Here is a 24,002-nt window from a genome sequence, read left to right as displayed (position 1 = left end):
TAATCGAAGCCACTATATACCAATAAAAAATTTTTATGAAAATTCACTCCTCTTTTTCTTCAGTCTGCTCTTCCTCCTCGCCACTCTCTCCTTCCTTCTCAGCTTCCTCTTCAGCCTTTATTTCCTCTCCAAGCTTCAGAAGCTCCTGCTCCCTCTCGAACCTCTCCACGATTTCAATTTCCTTTACCTCTGTATTTTCAAAGATATCCTTCACAGCCCTGTATCTGCCGATGAGAAAGACCTGATTCAGGTAGACGTCGCTCGAAACCTCAACGATTGCCTTGCCGTCTTCAATCTTAACGTCCTTCACGTCAATGCCCGTGTGAATTACAAAGAGAGCCTTGATTTTATCCTCTGGCTTCTCAAGCTTCTCCTTGATTTCGTAGTCGAAGATGATTTTTTTGCCAGCCAAGGGGTGGTTGAAGTCAACGATGACTCTCCTTCCAACTATCCTCTCAACCGTTCCGATTCTGTCGCCAATTCTCACTCTCTGCCCGATTTCGGGTCTCTCCTTGAACCTGTTGACGCTGAAGGTGTCCTTCAAATCGGGGTTGTACTCGCCAAAGGCCTTCTCAGGTGGAATCTCGACTGTGCCCTTGTATCCCACATCTTTGCCCTTTATGTCCTCCTCAAGTCCGGGCAGAACGTGACCTTTGCCCACCACGATGTATATATCCCCGTACCTCGCATTTTCGTTGTATATCCCGTGCTCCTTTGCCACCTCCTCGTCAGTGGTATCTACAATCGTTCCATCCTCCAGCTTTGCTGTGTAGCTGAGCCTGATAAAGTCACCATCCGATATCATTAACACCACCTTTTTAAGCCCCAAGGGGCGGATATAAAAAGATTGAGATGGAGGTCGAGGCCAAGTTTCCCTACCGCGAAGGGGTGGAGGAGAAGGTAAAGGAAATAGCGGAACTAATTATTGAGAAATTCGAGCACGACATTTACTTCTCCCATCCGTGCAGGGATTTTGCCAGTAGCGATGAGGCTCTGAGGATAAGGCAGGATGTGGAGGGGATAACTTTAACCTATAAAGGTCCGAAGGTTGATGTGGAGACGAAAAGCAGGGAAGAGGTTAAGCTTAAGGTTGAGAATTTTGAAGCAGCTAAGCAAATCCTCGAAAAGCTCGGCTTCAGGGCTGTTGCGGAAGTTAAGAAGCTCAGGAGAATTTATGGCTTGTGTGAAGCTATAATCTGCTTAGATGATGTTGAGGGCCTTGGAAAGTTTGTTGAAATCGAGGTGGAGGCTGATAACATTGATGCCAAAGAGAAGGTCTTTTCCATCGCCGAGCAGCTTGGCTACTCAAGGAATGAGAGCATCAGAGATTCGTACCTTGAGCTTATCTTACAGAAAAAATCACGAAAAGAGTCTCTTTAAATCGGCCAAAAGTCTTAAATATCGATTGATGCGGGAGCTAATTACATCATACAGGTGGATAAGGGAAAGGGCTTGAGCAAAAGCCTTATAAACCTAAAAACCAAATAATGTGTTGCCAAGAACGAAAACCGTGGGTCCGGCAAGTGCCCCGAAAGGGCGTAAGCCCGTGATGAGGGGAGGCCTTCCTGCCCACGGTATATTGTGGGAGGACCGCATGCAAAATGCGGTCTGATGTGGGCTTGTCAGCAGAGCAAACCGGCAGGCGAGGGATGTATTCACCGCTTTAGCCCCCGCCAATTCTGGTTGATCCTGCCAGAGGCCGCTGCTATCCGGCTGGGACTAAGCCATGCGAGTCAAGGGGCTTGTATCCCTTCGGGGATGCAAGCACCGGCGGACGGCTCAGTAACACGTGGACAACCTGCCCTCGGGTGGGGGATAACCCCGGGAAACTGGGGCTAATCCCCCATAGGGGATGGGTACTGGAATGTCCCATCTCCGAAAGCGCTTAGCGCCCGAGGATGGGTCTGCGGCGGATTAGGTTGTTGGTGGGGTAACGGCCCACCAAGCCGAAGATCCGTACGGGCCATGAGAGTGGGAGCCCGGAGATGGACCCTGAGACACGGGTCCAGGCCCTACGGGGCGCAGCAGGCGCGAAACCTCCGCAATGCGGGAAACCGCGACGGGGTCAGCCGGAGTGCTCGCGCATCGCGCGGGCTGTCGGGGTGCCTAAAAAGCACCCCACAGCAAGGGCCGGGCAAGGCCGGTGGCAGCCGCCGCGGTAATACCGGCGGCCCGAGTGGCGGCCACTTTTATTGGGCCTAAAGCGTCCGTAGCCGGGCTGGTAAGTCCTCCGGGAAATCTGGCGGCTTAACCGTCAGACTGCCGGAGGATACTGCCAGCCTAGGGACCGGGAGAGGCCGGGGGTATTCCCGGAGTAGGGGTGAAATCCTGTAATCCCGGGAGGACCACCTGTGGCGAAGGCGCCCGGCTGGAACGGGTCCGACGGTGAGGGACGAAGGCCAGGGGAGCGAACCGGATTAGATACCCGGGTAGTCCTGGCTGTAAACGATGCGGACTAGGTGTCACCGAAGCTACGAGCTTCGGTGGTGCCGGAGGGAAGCCGTTAAGTCCGCCGCCTGGGGAGTACGGCCGCAAGGCTGAAACTTAAAGGAATTGGCGGGGGAGCACTACAACGGGTGGAGCCTGCGGTTTAATTGGATTCAACGCCGGGAAGCTTACCGGGGGAGACAGCGGGATGAAGGTCGGGCTGAAGACCTTACCAGACTAGCTGAGAGGTGGTGCATGGCCGCCGTCAGTTCGTACTGTGAAGCATCCTGTTAAGTCAGGCAACGAGCGAGACCCGCGCCCCCAGTTGCCAGCGGTTCCCTTCGGGGAAGCCGGGCACACTGGGGGGACTGCCGGCGCTAAGCCGGAGGAAGGTGCGGGCAACGGCAGGTCCGTATGCCCCGAATCCCCCGGGCTACACGCGGGCTACAATGGCCGGGACAATGGGTACCGACCCCGAAAGGGGTAGGTAATCCCCTAAACCCGGTCTAACCTGGGATCGAGGGCTGCAACTCGCCCTCGTGAACCTGGAATCCGTAGTAATCGCGCCTCAAAATGGCGCGGTGAATACGTCCCTGCTCCTTGCACACACCGCCCGTCAAGCCACCCGAGTGGGCCAGGGGCGAGGGGGTGGCCCTAGGCCACCTTCGAGCCCAGGGTCCGCGAGGGGGGCTAAGTCGTAACAAGGTAGCCGTAGGGGAATCTGCGGCTGGATCACCTCCTAAAGGTGCATTCCAGCCTTCGCCTGCCGGGCTCATATGCTGACAAGCCCAAGGGCTCGTAGCTCAGCGGGAGAGCGCCGCCTTTGCGAGGCGGAGGCCGCGGGTTCAAATCCCGCCGAGTCCATTATTACGTGCACCCGGCGATGAAAGTCGTCGGGGAAGGGTTGATGGGCAAGTTTGCCCAGGTGAAGCCGTGCAGAGGTTCGTCCCCAAATGCAATCTGGGACCGGCTCTACCGGCGAATATCCCGGCCGGTGGATGGCTCGGCTCGGGCGCCGACGAAGGGCGTGCCAAGCTGCGAAAAGCCCGGGGGAGGCGCAAGGAGCCTTAGAACCCGGGATTCCCGAATGGGATATCCTGTCCCTTCGGGGACGCTCCCTTACGGGAGCGGGAACGCGGGGAAAGGAAACATCTGTGTACCCGCAGGAAAAGAAAGCAAACGCGATGCCGTGAGTAGGGGCGACCGAAAGCGGCACAGCCCAAACCGAACATCCGGGGGTAACTCCGGATGGATGTGGTGTTGTAGGACCCTGCCTAATGCCGTGGAACGAAGCCGAAGTGGTCTGGAACGGCCCGCCGTAGAGGGTGATAGCCCCGTAGGCGTAAGTTCCACGGTTACAAGGCGGGGTATCCTGAGTACCGTGGGTTGGAATTCTCGCGGGAAGCTGGGGGTCATCAACCCCCAAGGCTAAATACGTCCCGAGTCCGATAGCGCAATAGTAGGGTGACCGAAAGCTGAAAAGAACCCCGAGAAGGGGAGTGAAAAGAGCCTGAAATCGGCCGGGGATAGTGAGCAGTGGCTCGAAAGGTAATCCCGGCAAAGGAAAGTGCTGAGAGGCGCGAGTACGAGCCGGGACATGCCGGAGTCACTGCGTACGTTCTGAAGAACGGGCCAGGGAGTGTACGGCAGGGGCGAGGCTAAGGAGTGAAACTCCGAAGCCGGAGGGAAACCGACAGCCCGCAGCTTATGCGAGGGGCGGGGTGTGCTCGCCTGTAGTCCCTGCCGTACGACCCGAAGCCGGGCGATCTAGGCGGGGGCAGGGTGAAGCGGTGCGAAAGCGCCGTGGAGGCCCGCAGGGGTGTTGATGTGCAAATCGCTCCTCTGACCCCCGTCTAGGGGTGAAAGTCCAATCGAGCCCGGGGATAGCTGGTTCCCCCCGAGACATACCGCAGTATGACCCGTCCGGAGGTTGGCGGTGGGGTAGAGCACTGATAGGAGGATCCGGGGGGTGACACCCTCGCCCTCCTGTCAAACTCCGAATCCACCGCCGCCGTAGATGGGCGGAGTCAGGGGCAGGGGGTAAGCTCCTGTTCCGAGAGGGAGACAACCCAGACCGGGGTTAAGGCCCCTAAGTGCCGGCTAAGTGTAAACGATAAAGGAGGTCCCGGGTCGAAGACAGCGGGGAGGTAGGCTTAGAAGCAGCCACCCTTTAAAGAGTGCGTAACAGCTCACCCGCCGAGACTCGGGGCGCCGAAAATGGACGGGGCTCAAGCCGGCCGCCGATACCCCGGGGCTCCGAAAGGAGATCCGGTAGGGGGGCGTGCCGATGGCGCAGAAGCCTGAGGCGTAAGCTCGGGTGGAGCCGTCGGTAACGAATATCCTGGCGGTAGTAGCAGCATAGTCGGGTGAGAATCCCGACCGCCGGAAGGGCAAGGGTTCCACGGCAATGTTCGTCAGCCGTGGGTGAGTCGGTCCTAAGGTGGCCCGTAACTCGGCGCCGCCGAAAAGGGAAGCCGGTTAATATTCCGGCACCGCTGCCCGCTGCCTTTATGGCACCCGACGCCTCGGGATAGGCCGGGCGGGAGCTGCCAGCCCGTCCAAGCGTCGAAGCCCCCGGAGATCCGTAATGGAGAGAAGGGGGTGAAGGCGTGATGGCGTAAGCCGGCCGACTCCTGGGGCCCGTGAAAAGGGGGGCAGTTGGACCGTACCGAGAACCGACACAGGTGCCCTGGGTGAGTAGCCTAAGGCGTGGCGGAACATTCCGGCCGAGGGAATTCGGCAAGTTGGCCCCGTATCTTTGGTAGAAGGGGTGCCTGCGGTTTAGCAGACCGCAGGTCGCAGTGACTAGGGGGGAGCGACTGTTTACTAAAAACACAGGGGGCTGCAATCCGGCAACGGTTTGTACAGCCCCTGAGTCCTGCCCAGTGCGGGTACCTGAAACCAGGGTACAACCGGGCGAAGGGCCCGTAAACGGCGGGGGTAACTATGACCCTCTTAAGGTAGCGTAATACCTTGCCGCTTAATTGGCGGCTTGCATGAACGGATTAACGACTCCCCCACTGTCCCCGGCCGGAAGCCGGCGAACCCGACATCCCAGTGAAGAGTCTGGGGACCCCCGTTGGGAAGCGAAGACCCTGTGGAGCTTTACTGCAGCCTGCCGTTGCTCCACAGCTGGGGGTGCGCAGGGTAGGCGGGAGGCTTCGAAGCCCCGTCTCCGGGCGGGGTGGAGCCGTCGATGAGACACCGCCCACCTCCAGCTGTGGAGCTAACTCCCGCTGGGAGGACATCGGTAGGTGGGCAGTTTGGGTGGGGCGCCACTCCCCCGAAAAGGTATCGGGGGAGCCCAAAGGTCGGCTCAGGCGGGTCAGAAATCCGCCGTAGAGTGCAAGGGCAAAAGCCGGCCTGACGTGAACCCGCAAAATAAGGGTTCACGAGCCGAAAGGCGGGCCTAGCGAACCACCCTGGCCTTTTGGTGAGGCCGGGTGACGACAGAAAAGCTACCCCAGGGATAACAGAGTTGTCCCCGGCGAGAGTACATATCGACCCGGGGGCTTGCTACCTCGATGTCGGCTCTCCCCATCCTGGCCGTGCAGCAGCGGCCAAGGGTGAGGTTGTTCGCCTATTAAAGGGGATCGTGAGCTGGGTTTAGACCGTCGTGAGACAGGTCGGTTGCTATCTAACGGGGGTGTCAGGGCGGCTGAGGGGAAGGAGGCTCTAGTACGAGAGGAACGAGCCTCCGGCGCCACTGGTTTACCGGTTGTCCGGCAGGGCATCGCCGGGCAGCTACGCGCCACGCGGTTAAAGGCTGAAAGCATCTAAGCCTGAAACCGCCCCCGAAAAGAGCCGCCCATTAAGGGCTCCCGTAAAAGACGGGGTTGATAGGACCGGGGTGTAAGCGGCGAGCTTCGGCGAGCCGTTCAGCCCGCGGTCACTAATCGCCCGCGCCGATTGGGCCGGTCTCAGGCATAGATTGGGGACGAACCTTTGCATGGCTTTGTCAACTACTTTTTAGTATTGACCTTACGACTCTCTCGTAAACTCTGGCGCTCTATAATAGAAAATTTTTTAAACAACAAAACTTTTTTAGTGCTATGGTAAGTTTCGTGCATGTCATTTCAGTTGAATCAAACACCGCTGAAATTGTGGACAGTGTGAAAATGAGTGGACATCCGATTCATAAGGCATACCTAATATTTGACAGCGAGGAGTCTAAGAAGTACGTTGATGAGGTTAAGGGAACGCTTAGCTCCCTGGTTGAAGTTGAGGTTCTAGAGCTTAAAAGTGACGGCGTGTATGAGGCTGTTGTGGACATACTCAGGACCGTGAGAAAGGAGGTTGATGCAGGAAACACGGTGCTTTTCAACATCACAGACTCGGACAAGCTTACCTGCCTCGCCTGTTTCATTTCCGCCCAGATTTCTGAAAGCAAAATATATACCAAAAAAGGCGACTCGGTCATTGAAATACCCACCCCTCCAATAAAGAAAGTCAACGAGGACAAACTTGAAATTTTGAGGGCGCTTGAGAGGGAAGGCGGGAGTGTGGACTCAATCAACAAGCTAATCGAGCTCGTAGAAGGGAAACTTGAGGAGCAGAAGAAGTACATGGCACAGAGGGCGAGAATGAGCTACCACCTCAACGGTCTTGAGGAAGATGGGCTTGTTGTTACCGAAAGAAAGGGGAAGAACCTCAGCATATTCCTGACCGAACTTGGAAAAGCATTTGTAGCCATGTTCGGATGATAGTGCATGCTATCAGTACTGCTGATTGCCGAGGATGGTGAGTGGCATCGCTACAAGGAGCTTGAGGAGTGCCTGATAAATGACTATCATGTGGACTATTCGGGGCAGATTTCGACGGATATTGCGGAATTGAGCAGAATCGAGTTCTCGTACGAAATCATTTTTTTCCTAAAACCCGTAGAGTTCTCCGAAATTCCCGCTATTTCCCGGCTCGCAAAAAGCAAGATTTTGGTTTTCCATGTTTTGAACAATAACGTTCCGATTCGCCTTTCGGAGAATCTCTTGCCCGTCGCGGATTGCCTTGAGCTCAACGCCTCTGCAATGAGGGGCAAGCTTGAGTACTTCAGAGGTGTTGACGTAATAAAGCTCCTCCATCCATACCATATGGAGGTTGATGAGGAGTGCGAGGTAATCCTTAACGGGAACAGAAACACGAAGGTATTGCTTGGGGACATAACTTTCAGAACTGGCAAAAACGTGGTTTTTGGGGTTAGAAAAGGAAACATGGCCTTCTTCTCGGCAGACATCTTTTCCAATGATGCTTTGAAGGAAAGCGACAACTGCAGGTTTATAAAAAATTTGATAAAGGAGCTTGTTGGGAAAGCAGAGGTGTATTAGTCCTTTTTGAGCCAGGGCATCATAGCCCTTAGCTCTTTTCCGATTTTCTCTATCGGATGCTCCCTTTCCATCTGGAGCAGTTTGTTGTAAACCGGTCTTCCCGCCATGTTTTCGAGAATCCACTCTCTCGCGAATTCACCGGTCTGAATTTCCTTCAGGATCTTTCTCATCTCTTCTCTCGTCTGCTCTGTGAAGATTCTCTTTCCTCTCGTCATTCCTCCGTATTTGGCAGTCTCGCTAACAGCACTCCACATGTTGTAAATTCCGCCCTCGTAAATCAGGTCGACGATGAGCTTGAGCTCGTGCAGAACCTCAAAGTAGGCTATTTCGGGCTGGTAGCCCGCCTCGACCAAGGTTTCGAAGGACATCTTTATCATCTCCGCAACTCCACCGCAAAGGTCAACCTGCTCTCCGAACAAGTCGGTTTCCGTTTCCTCTTTGAAGGTCGTCTCTATGACACCTGCTCTCGTCGCTCCAATTCCCTTTGCGTAGGCGAGGGCGACTTCGAGAGCCTTGCCAGTGTAGTTTTGCTCAACCGCAACCAAAGACGGCACGCCCTTACCTTCAACGTACATTCTCCTTACCAGTGGCCCAGGCCCCTTGGGTGCAACCATTGCCACATCCACGTACTCAGGCGGAACAATCTGGTTGTAGTGGATGTTGAAGCCGTGGGCGAACATTAGCATCGCACCTTCCTTCAGCTTGTCCTGAATGTGCTCTCTGTACACAGCAGGCTGGACCATATCGGGAATGAGCATCGCTATCACATCTGCTCCATCAGCAGCCTCGCTAAGCTTTTTAACAACCATCCCGTCCTTCTCGGCCCTCTCCCATGTTGCCTTGTCCCACTCAGGCAGTCCGACAACCACGTTAACCCCAGAATCCTTCAGGTTCAGGGCGTGGGCGTGTCCCTGACTTCCGTATCCGATTATACATACAGTCTTCCCGTCAAGGTACTTCAAATCCGCATCCGCGTCGCGATAAATTTTTGCCATGCTCCGTGTTGCAGCGTCCGTTAAATATATATTGCGAGTCTGGATATGTTCGCTGTGCGAACGAAGTTTGTTACAAAAACAGAGGTTGTGCTCAGAACAGTTTACACCGCACTTGAGAAAGGTCTTGCAGTAATCGGTCCCACGCAGGTTGCGGAGGAGCTTGGCGTGTCGAAATCAACAGCTCAGAAAATGCTGAACGAACTGTCTAAGGCAGGCTACGGCGTTTACGTCCCGAAGAAGGGATTGGTTCTGAATGAAAGGGGAAAAATGGAAGCAAGGGCAGCGGTAAGGATGCACAGGCTTATAGAGTGCCTTCTCGCAGACCTCGGCGTGGAGGACTTCTGCAAGGAGGCTGAAAAAATAGGCATGGTTGCCGGCAGCAGCCTCGTTGATGCCCTCGAAGCAAGGTACGGTGACAGAGAATTCTGCCCGTGTGGGAAGAGAATTCCGGAGGTGAAAAAGTGAGACCCGTCATTATTGCAGCTTTATCACTTTTTCTCCTCCTCAGCACAGCCGAGGCATCGACAATAGTCGTTACGGTGCCCGATTTCAAGCCAATCGTTGAGGCGGTTGCTGGAGATGGCTTTGAAGTTTACAGCCTGCTCCCCCCAGGCTCCGATCCTCACGCCTTCAGCCTAACGGTTGAGGATATTGAGAAAATGAGGAAAGCGGACCTCATCGTGCTTGCAAACTCAAAACTGCTGGATTTTGAGGCAAAAATAGCAAGTGAGTTCTCCAACACCCTCGATTTTAGAGATTACAACGCAAAGCTCTACGACTTTCCCGGCTTCGAAAGCAACCCGCACGGCTACTGGATGCTACCAGAAAACGCAGTAGGGATCGCAAAGGCGGTTAAGGACAAGCTCTCAGAGATGTATCCCGGAAAAAAGGCGCAGTTTGAAGAAAATTTTAAAGTCTTCGTTGAGAGAGTCGAGGAGGCGGAAAAAGAGGCCAAAAGGATCTCGGAAGGGGAGTCGGGAAGGAAATACGTTGCGATGGTACCCGGAGTCTGCTACATAGCTAAAACCTATAACTTGAGCGTTGCAGCAGTTCTGATTTCAGAAGGAGCGGGTAGCGCAAGCGCAGGAGAGCTTGCTGAAATAAGAAAAAAGCTCGAAAGCGGAGATTACAGGGGAATAATCGTTCCGGAGTTTATGAAGGGTGGAAAGGGAGAGGAAATGGCGAAGGAACTGGTTAAGGGTACGAATGCGAAAATAGCATGGGTTAGGTTCTCTTCAGGAGATTCGGCTTACGACACAATGCTCATTTCAAACGCAGCAAGAATCGCCTATGCAGGAGGCTACGCGGAATGCAGCAGGGACAGCGTCTGGATATACGTTCTTTCAGTCCTTTGTGTAGTTGAGGCTCTTATCATCGCTGTGATAAAGGTGAGGTTATGAAAGTAATAGAGTTTTACGACGTGAGTTTCTCCTACAACTCCAGCGAGGTTCTGAGTGATCTGAACCTGGGTATAGGAAGGGGGGAGTTTGTTGCGGTACTCGGCCCCAACGGGGCTGGAAAGAGCACGATGCTCAGGCTTATTCTCGGACTTTTAAAGCCCACTAAGGGAACTGTTAAAGTTCTCGGTTATAACGCCTTTGATGAGAGGGATAAATTCGTTGGCAGGGTTGGCTATCTTCCTCAGAGAGAGGAGATTCTTCTTGAAGCTCCCCTGACGGTTTCTCAGGTTATAAAATTGCCATTGCTGGCGAGAGGGAAAAAGGTTGGTGATAGTAAGCTAAGAGAGGCTCTTTCAATGGTCGGTTTGGATGGGTTTGGAGATAAGCTTTTCAGCGAGCTAAGTGGCGGGCAGCAGCAGAAAGTGCTGCTCGCGAGGGCTCTAATCTCCGACCCAGAAATTCTGCTGCTCGATGAGCCCTTTAACGGCGTTGACGTGCCATCGCAGGAAAAAATAGTTGAGGTGCTTGCGGAGATGAGTTCCAAGGGCAAAACTGTCGTTGCAGTGGTTCACAACATCAATCCATTGCTCCACAACATTGACAGAGTTGTTCTGCTCAACAGGAGGATAATAGCGGCAGGAAAACCAAACGAGGTTTTCTCAGAGGAGAACATCATAAAAGCTTACGGCACGTCCATACCAATCGTAATTTGCGAGGAGGGCTTCACACATCCGCTTTACGGTGATTACCATGGATGAGCTCATTTTGAGGGCTTTAATAGCTTCAGTGCTGATTTCGCTGAACGCATCCATAGCCGGAACCCTTACTGTTTTCAGAAGGGCATCGTTTCTCGTTGCTGGCTCCGCCCACTCTGCCCTGGCAGGAGTTGCTCTCGCTCTCTTCTTGAACTCAATTGGCTTCAGCGCTCACTACTTTCTTTTTGCTGTGATTGCAGCAGTCTTCTTTGCAGTTCTCTCTGCGAAGGCCGCAAGGAGAGGTGATGTGAACGTTGGCATCGCAACCGCCTTCTCCTTATCCATGGCTCTGGCGGCCATATTTATCGCAATGACCAGAAACTCAGCATCAAATGCTTGGCAGTTTCTCTTCGGAGATGTTCTGCTCCTCACCCTCGACGATTTCGTGATTGTAGCAATCACAACGGCTTTCGTGCTTATTGCAATCTCGTTCTTTTACCACAAGTTCATTTTCATATCCTTCGACCCCTCAGGGGCGGAGGCGACCTGTATCAACGTTTACCTTTACGATTTCCTGCTGATCGCCCTGATCTCGATATCAGTTGTGACGGCGCTGAAAGCTGTCGGAGCGATTCTTGTTTTTTCAATCTTCATTGCTCCCTCATCGACTGCAAGGCTGCTGGGAAGAAATCTTTCGTCAGTCTTCCTCATTTCATTCGTTTTAGCCCTCTCAAGCCTTTACTTTGGCCTTTTAACCTCTTTCTACTTCAGCATTCCTTCAGGTGCGGTTGCGGCAGCCATAGCATCGTCGATATACTTCGCAGTCTCGTGGAGGGGTTAGGGAAAAACTTAAAGCCTTGTTCATACACGCTTGGTCATGTGGTCTAAAGCCTCAGCTTTGTGCTTCTTCTCCGGCTTCGCGATGCTCGTTTACGGTGTTTACAAGGTACTCTCACTCGCTCCCGTTTCATCGCCGACAATAGCTGAGAACTACAGAATAATATTCTTTCACGTCCCCGCAGCCGTTACTTCTTTTGTGGCATTCGCGGTAACTCTGGCCTTCTCAGTTGTTTTTCTCAAAACGGAGAACTACAGAAGGGATGTTCAGGCTGTGAGCTCAGCAAAATTCGGTTTTGCTATGATTACCGCCGCTCTCATAAGCGGCTCGATATGGGCAAAGGTCGCTTGGGGGAGCTACTGGAACTGGGACCCGAGAGAGACGTTTGTTCTCGTCCTCTGGTTTGCCTACGCTGCGTACTTCGGTTTGAGAGCGAGCATTGAGGATTATGCGGTGAAGGCGAGATACTCAGCCATCTACTCCATCTTCGCCTTCGTCACGGTTCCGATGAGCTATTTTTCGTCTCTCCTCTCCCCGCTTCATCCAAAACCTTTCGAAGTGAGCTTTGATACGGAGAGGGGAATGCTGTTGGGAGTTATGATAATCGCGTTCATTTTGCTCTACATCGCCTTTTTCCTTCTGGATTCGAAAATTTCCGAAATAAGGGAGAAATTGGAGGTGATGGAAAATGAATGATTACACAGCAGTAATGCTGGCTTCGATGGTCGTTTTGATTGCCCTGTTCGCCGTGTACACCTTAACCCTGCTGAACGCGATAAAGCTGAGCAAGAAGTTCGGTTAGTCGAGCCTTCTCCTTACCGCAGGGTTTCTGGAGGCGATTTCCTTAAGAGCCTGCTCGAAGCAGTCAGTTGAAGGAATTGTCTCGCAGAGAAAGATGCCCGTCCTTCCGACCTCTCTCCTTCTCGTCAGAACCCTTATTCTCTCCGTCACGATGTCTATTGACACTCCGAGCATTCTCGCCACGCTGCTCGGATGAATGTCTGTAAGAGGGATTTCGCGATGCCCTTTTCCGGTGGGAATTATCAGAACGAGTCTTTTGTCCACTCCCGGCACTCTTCGCTTCTCCATCAACCCCCTGTAATCAACACAGCCTCCGAACCTGTAAAAGTCCATCTCCCTTTCCCTCATCCTGACCAGTGGAAAACTGACGGTGGTGTTGTCGGACAGCACAAATTCTCCCTTTATGGCGTAGTTTGGAGTTGCCTGGACGATTCTTTTTTCAAGGACTTCGAAGCCGTCAAGAGCGACCTCAACCTTATAAGAGGGTATAACCTCGGGGATGAAGATGTCCACGTCACTTTTTTCGTTCACATCCCCTCTCGCAACGCTGCCGTAAACAACGCTTTCGATTCCGAATGAAAGTAAGGACTCCATTACCTCCTTTGCCCGCTCCCTTTTCTCTGCGAGTATGTTCCAGCGCTCCTGATCGTACTCTATCAATTTCCTTCCACCGTATGTTCCGACCCTCCTCATTCGACTGTCTCGTCTATCCAATCGAGAAACTCCTTGAGCCCTCTTTCTATCGGTATTGCGCATATGCAGGGAGTTGTGTAGCTGTGCATCGCCTTTACCTCATCCCTGACTTCGGCAAACTTCTCCGACCTCGTTTTAACGATCATGGCAAACTCAGTTGCTGCCTCTATCTTTCCCTCCCACCAGAAGAAAGATTTAATGGGAAAGATGTTTACGCAGGCTGCGAGTTTTTTCTCAAGGAGCCTCTTCGCTATTCTTTCCGCCTCCTCCAAAGAAGGGGCGGTTATGTAGATGAAGTTGTGCATGCAGCTCTTTAATGCTCTGGACTTAAATTATTTCTTCTTTCTCTTCACAACAACAACGTCGCCCAGTGTTGGAACAAGGCTCTTGCTCTTCTCAATTTTGATTTCGGGAACCTGCTCTCTCAGCTTGATGTTGAACAGCTTCTCCAGCTTCTCCACAACCTCAGGCTCAGGTGTAATCTCCGCATTCTCGATTTTCTTTATCAAAGACTCCTTCTCCTGAATCTTCTTTGCAAGCTGCTCCTGACTCCAGCCTCTCTTTTCCCTTTCTCGCCTGATAATAATGTGGAAGTTCTCAACAAGCTCCTCTGTGAACTCGATTTTTGTCGAACCCCTCTTCTTTTTCAGAACGACCCTTCTCGCCCCCTGCTGAGATGCTACGGAGGGCTTCTTTTCAGTTCCGAACTGTCTGCAGGAGCCGCAAACCGTAACCTCACTGCCCTCAACAACAATCTTGAAGCCTTTTCCCTTAATCTCTCTGCCACAGATTTCGCAGTTCATTTCACTCACCAGCAACAAGTTCTTATATGATGAGTGATATATATGTATTTGGAGGCTTCCGGAACGTAGAGGGAAGCAAAAAATAAAATTGAGGGATAAAATATGGGCGATAGCGAAATACAATACCTCCTGGAAAAGTTGAAGAAGCTGGAGGAGGATTACTACAAGCTTAGAGAGCTTTATCGCAGATTGGAAGACGAGAAGAAGTTTATCGAAAGCGAAAGAATAAGGTATGAAAGAGAAGTAAGAAGGCTGAGAAGTGAAGTTGAAAGATTACGCTCACCGCCATTACTCGTAGGTGTTGTTTCAGACATACTTGAAGACGGAAGAGTTGTTGTGAAGAGCTCAACCGGACCGAAGTTCGTTGTCAACACCTCGCAGTACATCAATGAGGAAGAACTCAAGCCGGGTGCGAGAGTCGCTTTAAACCAGCAGACGCTGGCAATAGTGAATGTCCTTCCAACATCCAAAGACCCAATGGTTTACGGCTTTGAGGTGGAGGAGAAGCCAGAAGTTAGCTACGAGGACATAGGAGGTCTTGATGTACAGATTGAGGAAATCAGAGAGGCTGTTGAGCTGCCGCTGCTGAAACCGGAGCTTTTCGCGGAAGTTGGCATAGAGCCGCCCAAGGGTGTGCTGCTCTACGGTCCGCCGGGTACGGGTAAAACCTTGCTGGCCAAAGCGGTCGCAAACCAGACGAGGGCAACGTTCATACGTGTGGTTGGCAGCGAGTTCGTTCAGAAGTACATCGGAGAGGGAGCAAGGCTGGTCAGAGAGGTGTTCCAGCTCGCAAAGGAGAAGGCACCTTCAATAATATTCATAGATGAGCTTGATGCAATAGCTGCGAGAAGGACAAACAGCGATACCAGCGGTGACAGGGAGGTTCAGAGGACGATGATGCAGCTCTTAGCTGAGCTTGACGGCTTCGACCCGAGAGGGGATGTGAAGGTCATCGGTGCGACGAACAGGATCGACATACTCGACCCAGCAATCCTTCGACCTGGAAGGTTTGACAGAATAATAGAGGTTCCGCTACCAACGTTCGAGGGGAGGATACAGATTTTCAAGATACACACGAGGAAGATGAAGCTTGCGGAGGACGTTGACTTCAAGGAGCTTGCGAGAATCACGGAGGGTGCGAGTGGAGCGGACATCAAGGCGATATGCACCGAGGCAGGGATGTTTGCCATCAGAGAGGAGAGGGCGAAGGTTACAATGCTGGACTTCACCAAGGCGATAGAGAAGGTGCTCAAGAAGACGACTCCGATACCCGATTTGAAGGGAGTGATGTTCGTTTAACCGTTCCGGGAGTCTCCACCATTTTATCATTTTAATTTTTGCTTTTCAGCATTGCTGAATAAAAAACTTAAAAAGCACTTGTGAATTCTGAACTATAAGATGGAAATTGGATGCATAACGATTTCTCACAAAAATGCCAAAGTTGAGGAAATTGAGAAAATCTGGCTTACTGTAAAGCCGAGACTGGAGGATGTGATTTCGAAATGCAGTTTTTCCGAGTATGCTTACATCTTCACATGCAATCGCTTCGAAATCTATCTCGTTGGCGAGAATCTGAAAAGCTGTCTTCAAGATATTGCGGAGGAGCTTGGTATAACCGGAAAGGCTGAAATTTTTGTTGGTGAGAGCTGCCTGAGGCACCTGCTGAGAGTTGCTTCGGGAATAGAGTCGATGATTGTTGGGGAGGAGCAGATTCTCGGTCAGGTAAGGCAGTGCTTTAATCTCTGCAGGGAAGGTGGGCAGGCTGGGGAGGTTCTGGAGAGGGTTTTCGGCAAGGCCGTTCAGGTCGGGAGAAGGGTTAGGAGAGAGACGGCAATTTCGAAAGGCTCGGTGTCGATTGGCTCTGCTGCGGTTGAGGTGGCGGAGAGAGTTCTGGGAACGCTGAAGGGAAAGAAGGCTTTGCTCGTAGGTGCGGGGGAAATGGGCACGCTCGTTGCAAAGGCCATTGCAGGTAAGGAAGTAGAGGCTGTTTTAATAGCCAACAGAACGTACGAGAAGGCTGAGGAGCTTGCAAAACGAATTGGCGGGGTTGCAGTAAAGTTTGACAAACTGGTTGATTACCTCAAGGTCTGCGACGTCGTCATATCCGCAACCTCCGCACCCCACGCCGTCATAACGAGGGGGGACGTGGAGAGGGCTATGAGGGAGAGAAGTCAGAAGCTTCTCATCATTGACATAGCCTTGCCGAGAGACGTGGATGAGAGCGTTGCACAACTTGACGGAGTTGAGCTACTCACGATCGATGATTTGAGGAGAATAAGCGAGGAGAACCTTGCCAGAAGGAGGGAGGAGATAGCAAAGGTTGAGGGGATTATTGAGGAGGAGCTTGAGCAGCTAAAGCTGCTCTTGAAGGACATCTCCGCCAGAGACGCCATTGCAGCCATGTACTCTCTCGCTGAGAGGTTCGTTGGCGAAGAGGTGGAGGAGCTTTACGCAAAGCTAAACGCGAGATACGGCGTTTCAGAGGATGTTAAGGAAATTCTCAACGATTTTGCCAACTCCCTCATTAAGAAATTCCTGAGAGAGCCTACAGTTCGCCTGAGGGAGGCGGCGAGGAAGGATGAGTTTCACGTTATTGAGTCCATAAAGTATGTTTTCGGTGATGGAAATGGCAGAGTTTCCGAAGGTAAGGATGCGAAGGTTGAGGAAGGCAAACCTGAGGTGGATGTTCAGAGAAGCAAGGCTGAGTCCTGAGAATCTCATAACACCGATTTTCGTTGATGAAAATATTAAAGAAAAGAAGCCGATCGAATCCATGCCTGACTACTTCAGAATTCCGCTGGAGATGGTTGATAAGGAGGTTGAGGAGTGCCTCGAGAAGGACCTGAGAAGCTTCATCCTTTTTGGCATCCCCTCCTATAAGGACGAAACTGGTTCTTCTGCTTATGACCAAAATGGTGTAATACAGAAAGCCGTCAGGCGAATTAAGGCTGAGTTTCCGGATGCTGTAATCGTAACGGACGTCTGCCTCTGCGAGTACACAACTCACGGCCACTGCGGTGTTGTAAAGGATGGGGAGATTGTGAATGATGAGACATTGCCCATAATCGGGAAAACTGCTGTGAGCCATGCGGAAAGCGGAGCGGACATTGTTGCGCCATCCGGAATGATGGATGGAATGGTTAAGGCGATAAGAGAGGCCCTTGATGCAGCGGGTTTTGAGAGCACTCCCATTATGAGCTACTCCGCCAAGTATGCTTCCAACTTCTACTCTCCCTTCAGAGATGCTGCGGAGAGCGGGTTCAAGTTTGGTGACAGAAGGGGGTATCAGATGGATATCCACAATGCCAGAGAGGCGATGAGGGAGATCGAGCTTGATGTCAAAGAGGGAGCGGACATAATCATGGTCAAGCCGGCCCTGCCCTACCTCGACATTATAAGAATGGTACGGGAGCGCTTCGATTTGCCTTTGGCAGCGTACAACGTGAGCGGAGAGTACAGCATGATCAAAGCTGCGATAAAGAACGGCTGGCTGAGCGAGGAGGCAATCTACGAGGTTCTGATTTCCATAAAAAGGGCTGGAGCGGACCTCATCATAACCTACCACTCCAAGGAAATTGCCGAGAAGCTTCAGTAAACTTCAGCGTCCACAACAACGTGATAAACACCCGGAGAGTAATTTTTAACCTTCTTAAAACCCAATATTCTGCATTTTTTCCCCATTTTCCTGCAGGCTTTCTCCACCCTCCTTACGGGCCTGTCAATAACCGCTTCAGGAGTTGCCTCGTGGTAGTGCACAACACCCCTCTCCTTCAGAGCCCTTATGGCGGTGTGGAGGTAATCGTGGCAGTAAATGTGCCCCATGACAACCCTGTCCGCTACACCCTCAGGCGTAACGAACTGGGAATCGCCCAGAATCGGAACTATATTTCCGACGTCATTCAGCTTTATATTCTCAAGAAGGAGTTTGTAGGACTCAGGGTTAATTTCAATGGAGTATATTCTCCTTGCCTTTGAGTGGACGGCGATCGGTATTGAGAAGTATCCGATGCCCGCGAACATGTCAACAACCACCTCCCCATCTTCAACGAGCCTCGCGATTCTCATTCTCTCCGCCTGGTTGCCCAGGCTAAACATGACCTTGGCGACGTCAATCCTGAACCTGCACCCGTTCTCCCTGTGCTCCGTAACGCTCCCTTCCCCTGCGATCAGCTCCATTCTCGGCTTTCTCTTCATCCCGTATCTGCCGTAATCACACCAGACCGCCTTGCAGGGGTTAATCTGCATCAGAGCCTCTCCAATCACCTTGGCATACTCCCTGGCCCTTTCATCGAGCTTAACGACGACGATGTCGCCAATAACCTTGTAATTTGTGGGAATAAGCTCCTCCGGCACCTTTCCCCTAAGAATTTCCCGAAGACTCCTTTTTCTCGAAAAAACAGGATTGTCCTGCTCAACTATAGTGTATCCCTTGAAAAAACTCTCGGCAGAGTCAATAATCGGAATCTCAACGTAGTCTCCGGTTGCCGTAATCCTCCTGCTCTTGTCCTTGACACCGAGCTTCTCCGCCAGCCTTCTAACCTGCTCTGCCTCACTCTTCGGAACTCTGACCGCCTTCATACACGGAGAAGAATTTGCCATTTATTTCGAAAACCTTCACCTCAGCGCCAATCTCCGCTCCCGAAGGTTTCGGAGTCGTCACAAGCCTTCCATCCTCGCAAACAACTTCAACCGCATTGGGGTCAGCGTTAACCACAACACCGCTCTTCAGGTCTTCTCTTCTCACCGCTACCCTCTCATTGCCGAGGTTGACGGTTTTTCCTGTGAGTATGTCCAGACCCTTTCCAGCCACGGAGTTTCTGACAACTGCGAACCTCCCCTCTTTCTCTACAATGTCTCCTTCTCTGTATTCAGGCAGTTTGACCGAGTAGGTGAATCTGTAAACGTCTCTGCCGTCGATTCGCGTGTGCAGCTTCTTGCTCTCCGTGATGCTCCCCCCGAGCTTTTTCATAATCATCCTTGATACCTTTTTGCCTATGTTTCTGCTTCCGAAGAATATGTTGACACCCTCCCTCTTCCTCTCAAGCTTTGAAATAAAGGCCTTCTGATCTTCGGGAGCGCTTGAAATAACCTCATCCACAATTTCTAAGGCTTTTTCAATTTCTTCGTCACTTAGCTCTCTTCCGGCAGCCCTCAGCTGCACTATTGACTCGTAATACCCCCCAGCCTCCCTGCTGCACTTCTCGCAGAGCACTTTGTTTATCCTGTACTTCAGTGGAACTAAGATCTTAACCTCATCGCCAGAAATCTCACCCCTGAAGACGCAGTGCTCCTGGGATATCGCAACTTCGGTAACGTTAAACTCCTCAACAACTCTTGCATTTCTCAAAACCATTTCTTCGATAACTTCCTCAACGCTCCTCTCAACCCACCTGTTTCCCAGCCTAATTAAATTGCATCTGCTGCATACGGTAATCTCAAATTCGTCGATTTTGGCAACTTCTTCCTTCTCAACCATGCATTTTCCGCACAAACTCCCGGTTTCAATTTCTCTTCCGCATACAACACATCTCACGTTGCAATTACTCCGACGCTTCTTAAAAATCTGAACAGAAAACTTTATATTTCGACTACCTAACATAAAGTTAGGTTAAGTAAGTTAGGAAAGAAAGGTTAGGGGGAGGTGATGGGGATGTTGATTGACCCGTTTGAGGAGCTGAGAAGGATGCAGGAGAGGTTTAACAGGCTGCTGGAAGAGTTTGGCAGATTCCCTGAGGTGAAGGAGTTCAGGGTGACAATGCCGGTCGATGTTATTGACGAGGGCGAGCAGATCAGAGTTGTCGCGGACCTGCCGGGATTCAGCAAGGAGGATCTGGAGATTTACTTTGAGGATGGAGATTTAGTCATAAAGGCGGAGAAGAAGGAGGAGTTCGAGGAGAAGAAGGGTGAGTACCTCAGAAGGGAGAGAAGGATGGGAAAGGTTTACAGGAGGATTGCGCTGCCTGCTGGACTTGACATCGATGCTGTCAAGGCCAAGTACAACAACGGAGTCCTTGAGATAACCATTCCGAAGCTGAAGAAGGACAGAAAGGCCGTGCAGATTGAGTAATTAGCTTTTATTTCTTTTTGAGTTTGTAGGCAATTACGAATAATTACACTATTAATGGGCTCATACAACCTCAAAAAGCTTTTAAAGGTTCGAAAAAATAGCCCGCATGGAAATTGTAAAAGAGGTTGAAAGGCTGATTCGGGAAGGAAAAATTCTTGATGCTTTTGAGCTTGTAAAGCAATCCGCACCTGAAGAGCTAAGGGAGAGGATAGAGAAGTCCTTCAGAGATGCTGAGGAGATTAAAAAGCTTGATGGAATCTGGAAAAAACTCATGCTGATACTTCACTTCGTTTACGCTTCTCAGGACGCGGTCGAGAGGCAGGACAAGCAATCTCTCGTTTCCTGCGTTGTTTCATCTGTTAATGCGATAAAGCTCACCATTGAGCTTGGAATGAAATCCATAACGCCGGTTTTGATGAGAAACGCTGCGAGAGCATTGATTCTGATGGACATGAAAGAAAACGCGGAGAGGATGTACACGGAGGCGGAAAAAATATGCGAGGAAAACAGAGATGAAGAGATGCTTGCAGCCATTGAAAACGACCTCGCAACGCTTTACTACGACATGGGAAAGTACAACGAGGCCAAGGTTAAGGCCGAAGAGGCTTTAGAGATAAGGAGAAAGATTGGCACCAAAGAAGAGCTTGCGGAAAGCCTTGCGACCGCATCGGAGATTTACGTAAAACTCGGAGACTTTGACGAGGCTGAGGAGTGCTACAGAGAGGCGGAGAAGCTGTACAGGGAACTCGTGGAGGAGGCAGAGTCCTTCAAGCTTAACCTGGCCATTCTGCTGAGCAACTACGCGATGTTCCGAAAGAAGCTCGGAAGGTATCAGGAGGCTGAGAAAATGTTCAAGGAGGCGCTGGAGATTTTCCAGAATCTCGAAAGGATTGATGCGGACTTCATGCAGTTCGTAGCCGCAGCGTACAGGCATCTTGGAGACCTCTACAGAGAAATGAAGGAGTACTCGAAGGCTGAGGAGTACTACAAGCTTTCGAGGGAGAAGTTCAGGGACATACAGAAAAGGTGGGAAAGCGTAGCGAGCTAAATCCCACAGCTTTTTATATCCACCTCCACAACCTCCCCTCTTGGCTCTTTTTCCTTGAATATCTGCCCCTCGAACCTGTAAACCTCCGCTCCGGTGAGCCAGCAGTCCGGTGGTAGGCCTGCTTTCATGCAAGTCTCGCTGAGGAACTCCTCGGCGTCCATGTTGTACTCCACGGCAACCTGAGGCAGGAGGAGACCTGAGAAGGGGCCCATTTTTACTATAAGACCATGTCTCCCAATTTCGACGTGGTTGGGTAGGTCTTTGGGCTTGGCATCAATTCTCTCAGGCGGAGTTAAGATGGTCACCTCAACAATGATTTCGTTCATCTCGCTCAGCCTCACAGGCTCGAAACGTGGATCGTCAACCGCAGCGGCGATTGCGGACTCTATTATCGCCTCGTCAAGCCTTTTAACCGGATAGGGAAAGCCAATGCAACCCCTCAAATTTCCGTGCTTTGTCAGAGTTGTGAAAACCCCTCTTTTTTGGGAGAAAACGCCGTCAAGTCTTTTTTGGAGTATTTTCCTTTCCTCAAGGTAGTGCTCTATAGCCTCCCTTGCAAGCCTGACGGCTTTTTCGCCCTCTTCCCTCGTCAGAAGTTTGACCATAGTTACAGTGCGTTTTAAATTTAATAACGTTGTTGCTCTATCATGATTGTCGGAATCGACGTTGGGGGGACAAACACCGATGTTGCCGTTCTGGAAGGAAACGTCTTCCAAATAAAGAGCTTCAGAACCTCGGAAGTTATTCAGAACTTATCCGACTTCATCGAGAAAAATTTTGGTGATGCTGAGGCCGTTGGAATCGGTGTGGCTGTTTGGTTTGTTGACGGTAAGCCCGTTAAGGCACCTAATCTTCCAGCAATTCCGAAAATGGAGCTCGATGTTCCGTTCATTGTGGACAATGACGCGAACTGTTTCGCTTACTTTGCCGCCAAAACTCTGAACTTCAGGCATTTGCTTGCGGTGACGGTTGGAACGGGTATTGGAGGGGGGATTGTTGCCGACGGGAAGATTTACAGGGGTAGGGGTGCGGCCGGCGAGATTGGGCACACCTTTGTTGGAGGGAGGAAGAGGTGCAGGTGCGGTGGTGAAGGGCACCTTGAAGCCTACTTTGGGGGGTGGGCTATGGAGAATGTGAAGGAGTTGATTGATACAGGGGAAATTTATAGCACGGCAGAGTTCGCCCTCTTCTGCCGCTCTCTGGCCAACGCTGTGATGCTGCTGAATCCCGAGGCAATAGCTCTCGGGGGGAGAATAGGGGGGAGGCTGGATGAGAGGCCGCTCGCGGAGAAGGTTAACCGCTACCTTCCGGAGGAAATAGATGTGGTGGTTAGGGTTGTTAAGGACGATTACGCTGTGGCGAAAGGGGCAGCGCTTCTAGCCCTTGATACCATCTCTCAAAATCTGCCTTAAGCCCACTTTTTTCAATCAGGTCGAGCGAAACTATATACTCATCCTGAGTTTCCCTCTTCGTCCCCACAACGAGGTAGAACTTTCCGTCGATCTCCTCCAAATCCCCTCTCGCCAAAATTCTCTCCCCTCTGAAGGCCTGCCCGACGAAGGTGTGTGTGAAGCTCAAAACAGCCTCTATTTCGGGATGCTCGATCGGATAGTAGCCCGGGTAGTCGAAAACGAGCGAGTCATCCTTTACAACGGCGCTTATCTCAACCTTCCCCTTCTTTACGCCCATGTCCTCCGGCACGTTCCTCGAAAGCTCATCGTAGTCTCTGACGTACAGCAGGTCGAAGTAGGTGCTACCGAGAAAAGCTCTGTGGTACTTTCTTCTTTCGTGAGTCACGAAAACGTCGTAGGGGAGGGCGATTTTTCTCTTGCGGTAGATGAAATCCCACGTCGCATCATCCGGCTCGGAAAGCTCTTTCCGCTCAATCCCACCTTTCAGCCTCTCCCTTGCCTCGAACCACCACCTGCCGTAGACTATGAAGTCAACGTCCGAATCACCGCCCTCAAGCCCGATGAGTCTCGAGCCCGTTACGCCCATTTTCTCCTTGGGGATTTCAGAGAAAAATTCAACGATTTTTCGCACCTCTGCAGACCTCATTGCAAAGCCCAACCTCTCCTCGGGCTTGTAGATGCTCTCGACAACTCCGTAAGGGAGTCTGAACACTCCTGAGTCCAGATACTTCTCCGCGAGAGGAGAGTTTACCGCCTCATCGTGAGAGAGCTTTCTGTATCTCCTTCCGTTCAGCTCTCTGTCTCCATTGCTGTCCGGAACGTATCTGAGAAAACTCTTTATCCTCTTCTCATTTCTGTATCCGACAACGGAGAAAAAGCATTCCTCAGCCTTTACGAAATCCCTCAAGCGCACTGGCTTATCTACCCTCATACTTCGCGTATATCCTTCTTATTTCTCTTGCCCTTGCCCTTTTACCCTCCCCCCTCAAAACACCGCCGGAAATGAGCTTGATTCTGTGGATTCTGAACCTCTTACCATCAACATGCAGAACCTCTCCAACCTCAAATTCGGTCTCTCCGTCAACAACCATCTTGTAGGGGGTGGTAACGCTCCTCTTGTGGAGGCTCATTCTAACCTCTACCTCGCCGACATCTCTCAGCCACACTGTCTCTATCTCACCAACCGCTGCACTCTCCGCCCTCTTGCCGTTTTTCAGCTCAAGCGAAGTGATTTCGCCTATTTTGTGACCTCTTTCAGTTTCAACAATGTACTCGTCCCCCTTTTCGAGCTTCTCTCCCTCGTAGGCTCTTATCGACCCTTTTACGGATTCCGGCCCACTGCTGATTATCGCCCTAACCCCCACCTCCCTTCTTGGAAGGTGGGTGGTGAAGGTTCCGCACTCCGTGCATCTGTAGAGGTTCTTCTCCTCTCTTATGAGCTCGTGAAGCGTCTCCTCACCGCAGGTGTCGCAGTAGATGTACTCTCTTTTCATCCTTACACC

The 24,002-nt window shown here is 51.6% G+C and carries 24 protein-coding genes, 1 tRNA gene and 2 rRNA genes; 17 read left to right on the top strand and 10 right to left on the bottom strand.

The annotated features are described in order from the left end of the window. Positions 1 to 43 precede the first annotated feature (43 nt). Positions 44 to 805 (bottom strand): FKBP-type peptidyl-prolyl cis-trans isomerase, encoded by a 762-nt coding sequence (locus AF_RS10005; RefSeq protein ID WP_010879481.1) that lies wholly within the window; start codon positions 803 to 805, stop codon positions 44 to 46. Positions 806 to 852: 47 nt separating this feature from the next. On the opposite strand from AF_RS10005, the gene cyaB reads away from it, so the two are divergent. The 6 genes from cyaB to AF_RS09975 all read left to right on the top strand — a co-directional run bounded on the left by cyaB (position 853) and on the right by AF_RS09975 (position 7,748). Next, positions 853 to 1,380, top strand: a complete 528-nt coding sequence (cyaB, locus tag AF_RS10000) for a class IV adenylate cyclase (RefSeq protein WP_010879480.1) — start codon at positions 853 to 855, stop codon at positions 1,378 to 1,380. A gap of 296 nt (positions 1,381 to 1,676) precedes the next feature. After that, positions 1,677 to 3,168 (top strand): 16S ribosomal RNA (locus tag AF_RS09995). Between the two features lie 51 nt (positions 3,169 to 3,219). Beyond that, positions 3,220 to 3,291, top strand: a tRNA-Ala gene (locus AF_RS09990). A gap of 107 nt (positions 3,292 to 3,398) precedes the next feature. Further along, a 23S ribosomal RNA gene (locus AF_RS09985) occupies positions 3,399 to 6,340 on the top strand. Together the 16S and 23S rRNA genes with 1 tRNA gene alongside form the textbook arrangement of a ribosomal RNA operon. A gap of 139 nt (positions 6,341 to 6,479) precedes the next feature. Then, positions 6,480 to 7,130, top strand: a complete 651-nt coding sequence (locus AF_RS09980; RefSeq protein WP_010879479.1) for a DUF6293 family protein — start codon at positions 6,480 to 6,482, stop codon at positions 7,128 to 7,130. 6 nt (positions 7,131 to 7,136) lie between these two features. After that, entirely contained in the window at positions 7,137 to 7,748 is a 612-nt protein-coding gene (locus AF_RS09975; RefSeq protein WP_010879478.1) for a hypothetical protein, read from the top strand. On the opposite strand, the gene ilvC is transcribed toward AF_RS09975, so the two are convergent. After that, a complete protein-coding gene (gene ilvC, locus AF_RS09970) occupies positions 7,745 to 8,773 on the bottom strand; it encodes a ketol-acid reductoisomerase (protein ID WP_257640135.1) in 1,029 nt (342 codons plus the stop codon). The two genes, AF_RS09975 and ilvC, sit on opposite strands and share 4 nt — an antisense overlap. A 15-nt stretch (positions 8,774 to 8,788) precedes the next feature. Between ilvC and AF_RS09965 the strand changes: the two genes are divergently transcribed. Genes AF_RS09965 through AF_RS09945 form a run of 5 tightly spaced genes read left to right on the top strand, consistent with a single transcriptional unit; the run spans position 8,789 to position 12,372 of the window. Then, positions 8,789 to 9,208 (top strand): metal-dependent transcriptional regulator, encoded by a 420-nt coding sequence (locus AF_RS09965; RefSeq protein ID WP_010879476.1) that lies wholly within the window; start codon positions 8,789 to 8,791, stop codon positions 9,206 to 9,208. Beyond that, positions 9,205 to 10,143, top strand: coding sequence for a metal ABC transporter solute-binding protein, Zn/Mn family (locus AF_RS09960; protein ID WP_048064506.1), 939 nt, complete (start codon positions 9,205 to 9,207; stop codon positions 10,141 to 10,143). Before AF_RS09965 ends, AF_RS09960 begins: the two co-directional genes overlap by 4 nt. Then, a complete protein-coding gene (locus AF_RS09955; RefSeq protein ID WP_010879474.1) occupies positions 10,140 to 10,901 on the top strand; it encodes a metal ABC transporter ATP-binding protein in 762 nt (253 codons plus the stop codon). The genes AF_RS09960 and AF_RS09955 overlap by 4 nt, the downstream gene beginning before the upstream one ends. After that, positions 10,894 to 11,679: a metal ABC transporter permease gene (locus AF_RS09950; RefSeq protein WP_048064505.1), complete on the top strand. Its 786-nt coding sequence runs from the start codon at positions 10,894 to 10,896 to the stop codon at positions 11,677 to 11,679. Before AF_RS09955 ends, AF_RS09950 begins: the two co-directional genes overlap by 8 nt. 36 nt (positions 11,680 to 11,715) lie before the next feature. Continuing rightward, positions 11,716 to 12,372 carry a cytochrome c biogenesis protein gene (locus tag AF_RS09945; protein ID WP_010879472.1) on the top strand — a complete coding sequence of 219 codons (657 nt, stop codon included), beginning with the start codon at positions 11,716 to 11,718 and terminating at the stop codon, positions 12,370 to 12,372. A 102-nt stretch (positions 12,373 to 12,474) separates the two neighbouring features. Here AF_RS09945 and AF_RS09940 read toward each other — a convergent pair whose 3' ends face one another. From AF_RS09940 to AF_RS09930, 3 genes are read right to left on the bottom strand one after another with little or no spacing between them, the layout of a single operon-like run. Further along, the gene (locus AF_RS09940; RefSeq protein WP_048064504.1) at positions 12,475 to 13,170 is read right to left on the bottom strand and encodes a nucleotidyltransferase domain-containing protein; all 696 of its coding nucleotides are present in this window, start codon (positions 13,168 to 13,170) and stop codon (positions 12,475 to 12,477) included. Next, positions 13,167 to 13,475: a divalent-cation tolerance protein CutA gene (gene cutA, locus AF_RS09935; protein WP_010879470.1), complete on the bottom strand. Its 309-nt coding sequence runs from the start codon at positions 13,473 to 13,475 to the stop codon at positions 13,167 to 13,169. Before cutA ends, AF_RS09940 begins: the two co-directional genes overlap by 4 nt. A gap of 27 nt (positions 13,476 to 13,502) precedes the next feature. Further along, positions 13,503 to 13,973: a multiprotein bridging factor aMBF1 gene (locus AF_RS09930; protein ID WP_048064503.1), complete on the bottom strand. Its 471-nt coding sequence runs from the start codon at positions 13,971 to 13,973 to the stop codon at positions 13,503 to 13,505. Positions 13,974 to 14,075: 102 nt separating this feature from the next. On the opposite strand from AF_RS09930, the gene pan reads away from it, so the two are divergent. The 3 genes from pan (at position 14,076) to hemB (ending at position 17,568) form a co-directional block, all read left to right on the top strand. After that, positions 14,076 to 15,272: a proteasome-activating nucleotidase gene (pan, locus tag AF_RS09925; RefSeq protein WP_010879468.1), complete on the top strand. Its 1,197-nt coding sequence runs from the start codon at positions 14,076 to 14,078 to the stop codon at positions 15,270 to 15,272. Between the two features lie 99 nt (positions 15,273 to 15,371). Next, positions 15,372 to 16,685, top strand: coding sequence for a glutamyl-tRNA reductase (gene hemA, locus AF_RS09920; RefSeq protein WP_010879467.1), 1,314 nt, complete (start codon positions 15,372 to 15,374; stop codon positions 16,683 to 16,685). Further along, positions 16,600 to 17,568 (top strand): porphobilinogen synthase, encoded by a 969-nt coding sequence (gene hemB / locus AF_RS09915; RefSeq protein WP_010879466.1) that lies wholly within the window; start codon positions 16,600 to 16,602, stop codon positions 17,566 to 17,568. The genes hemA and hemB overlap by 86 nt, the downstream gene beginning before the upstream one ends. On the opposite strand, the gene AF_RS09910 is transcribed toward hemB, so the two are convergent. Together AF_RS09910 and AF_RS09905 are read right to left on the bottom strand one after the other, a co-directional pair. Further along, positions 17,562 to 18,551, bottom strand: coding sequence for a class I SAM-dependent methyltransferase (locus tag AF_RS09910; protein ID WP_048064502.1), 990 nt, complete (start codon positions 18,549 to 18,551; stop codon positions 17,562 to 17,564). The genes hemB and AF_RS09910 overlap by 7 nt on opposite strands. Continuing rightward, the gene (locus AF_RS09905) at positions 18,523 to 19,506 is read right to left on the bottom strand and encodes a 60S ribosomal export protein NMD3 (RefSeq protein WP_158296895.1); all 984 of its coding nucleotides are present in this window, start codon (positions 19,504 to 19,506) and stop codon (positions 18,523 to 18,525) included. The genes AF_RS09910 and AF_RS09905 overlap by 29 nt, the downstream gene beginning before the upstream one ends. Positions 19,507 to 19,623: 117 nt before the next feature. On the opposite strand from AF_RS09905, the gene AF_RS09900 reads away from it, so the two are divergent. Further along, positions 19,624 to 20,040, top strand: a complete 417-nt coding sequence (locus tag AF_RS09900) for an Hsp20/alpha crystallin family protein (RefSeq protein ID WP_148183475.1) — start codon at positions 19,624 to 19,626, stop codon at positions 20,038 to 20,040. A gap of 106 nt (positions 20,041 to 20,146) precedes the next feature. Beyond that, positions 20,147 to 21,088, top strand: coding sequence for a tetratricopeptide repeat protein (locus AF_RS09895; protein WP_010879462.1), 942 nt, complete (start codon positions 20,147 to 20,149; stop codon positions 21,086 to 21,088). Here AF_RS09895 and AF_RS09890 read toward each other — a convergent pair. Further along, positions 21,085 to 21,693: a TIGR00296 family protein gene (locus AF_RS09890; RefSeq protein ID WP_010879461.1), complete on the bottom strand. Its 609-nt coding sequence runs from the start codon at positions 21,691 to 21,693 to the stop codon at positions 21,085 to 21,087. The two genes, AF_RS09895 and AF_RS09890, sit on opposite strands and share 4 nt — an antisense overlap. A 42-nt stretch (positions 21,694 to 21,735) precedes the next feature. Between AF_RS09890 and AF_RS09885 the strand changes: the two genes are divergently transcribed. Beyond that, entirely contained in the window at positions 21,736 to 22,500 is a 765-nt protein-coding gene (locus AF_RS09885) for an ROK family protein (protein WP_010879460.1), read from the top strand. Here the strand turns inward: AF_RS09885 and AF_RS09880 are convergent. After that, positions 22,427 to 23,431: a nucleotidyltransferase domain-containing protein gene (locus tag AF_RS09880; protein ID WP_010879459.1), complete on the bottom strand. Its 1,005-nt coding sequence runs from the start codon at positions 23,429 to 23,431 to the stop codon at positions 22,427 to 22,429. The two genes, AF_RS09885 and AF_RS09880, sit on opposite strands and share 74 nt — an antisense overlap. Beyond that, positions 23,418 to 23,993: an HVO_0476 family zinc finger protein gene (locus AF_RS09875; RefSeq protein WP_010879458.1), complete on the bottom strand. Its 576-nt coding sequence runs from the start codon at positions 23,991 to 23,993 to the stop codon at positions 23,418 to 23,420. Before AF_RS09875 ends, AF_RS09880 begins: the two co-directional genes overlap by 14 nt. Between the last annotated feature and the right edge of the window lie 9 nt (positions 23,994 to 24,002).

The organism is Archaeoglobus fulgidus DSM 4304, from assembly GCF_000008665.1.
GTDB classification, from domain to species: domain Archaea; phylum Halobacteriota; class Archaeoglobi; order Archaeoglobales; family Archaeoglobaceae; genus Archaeoglobus; species Archaeoglobus fulgidus.
The sequence above is the reverse complement of the archived record's forward strand: the minus strand, read 5'-3'. Positions and strand labels throughout refer to the sequence as shown.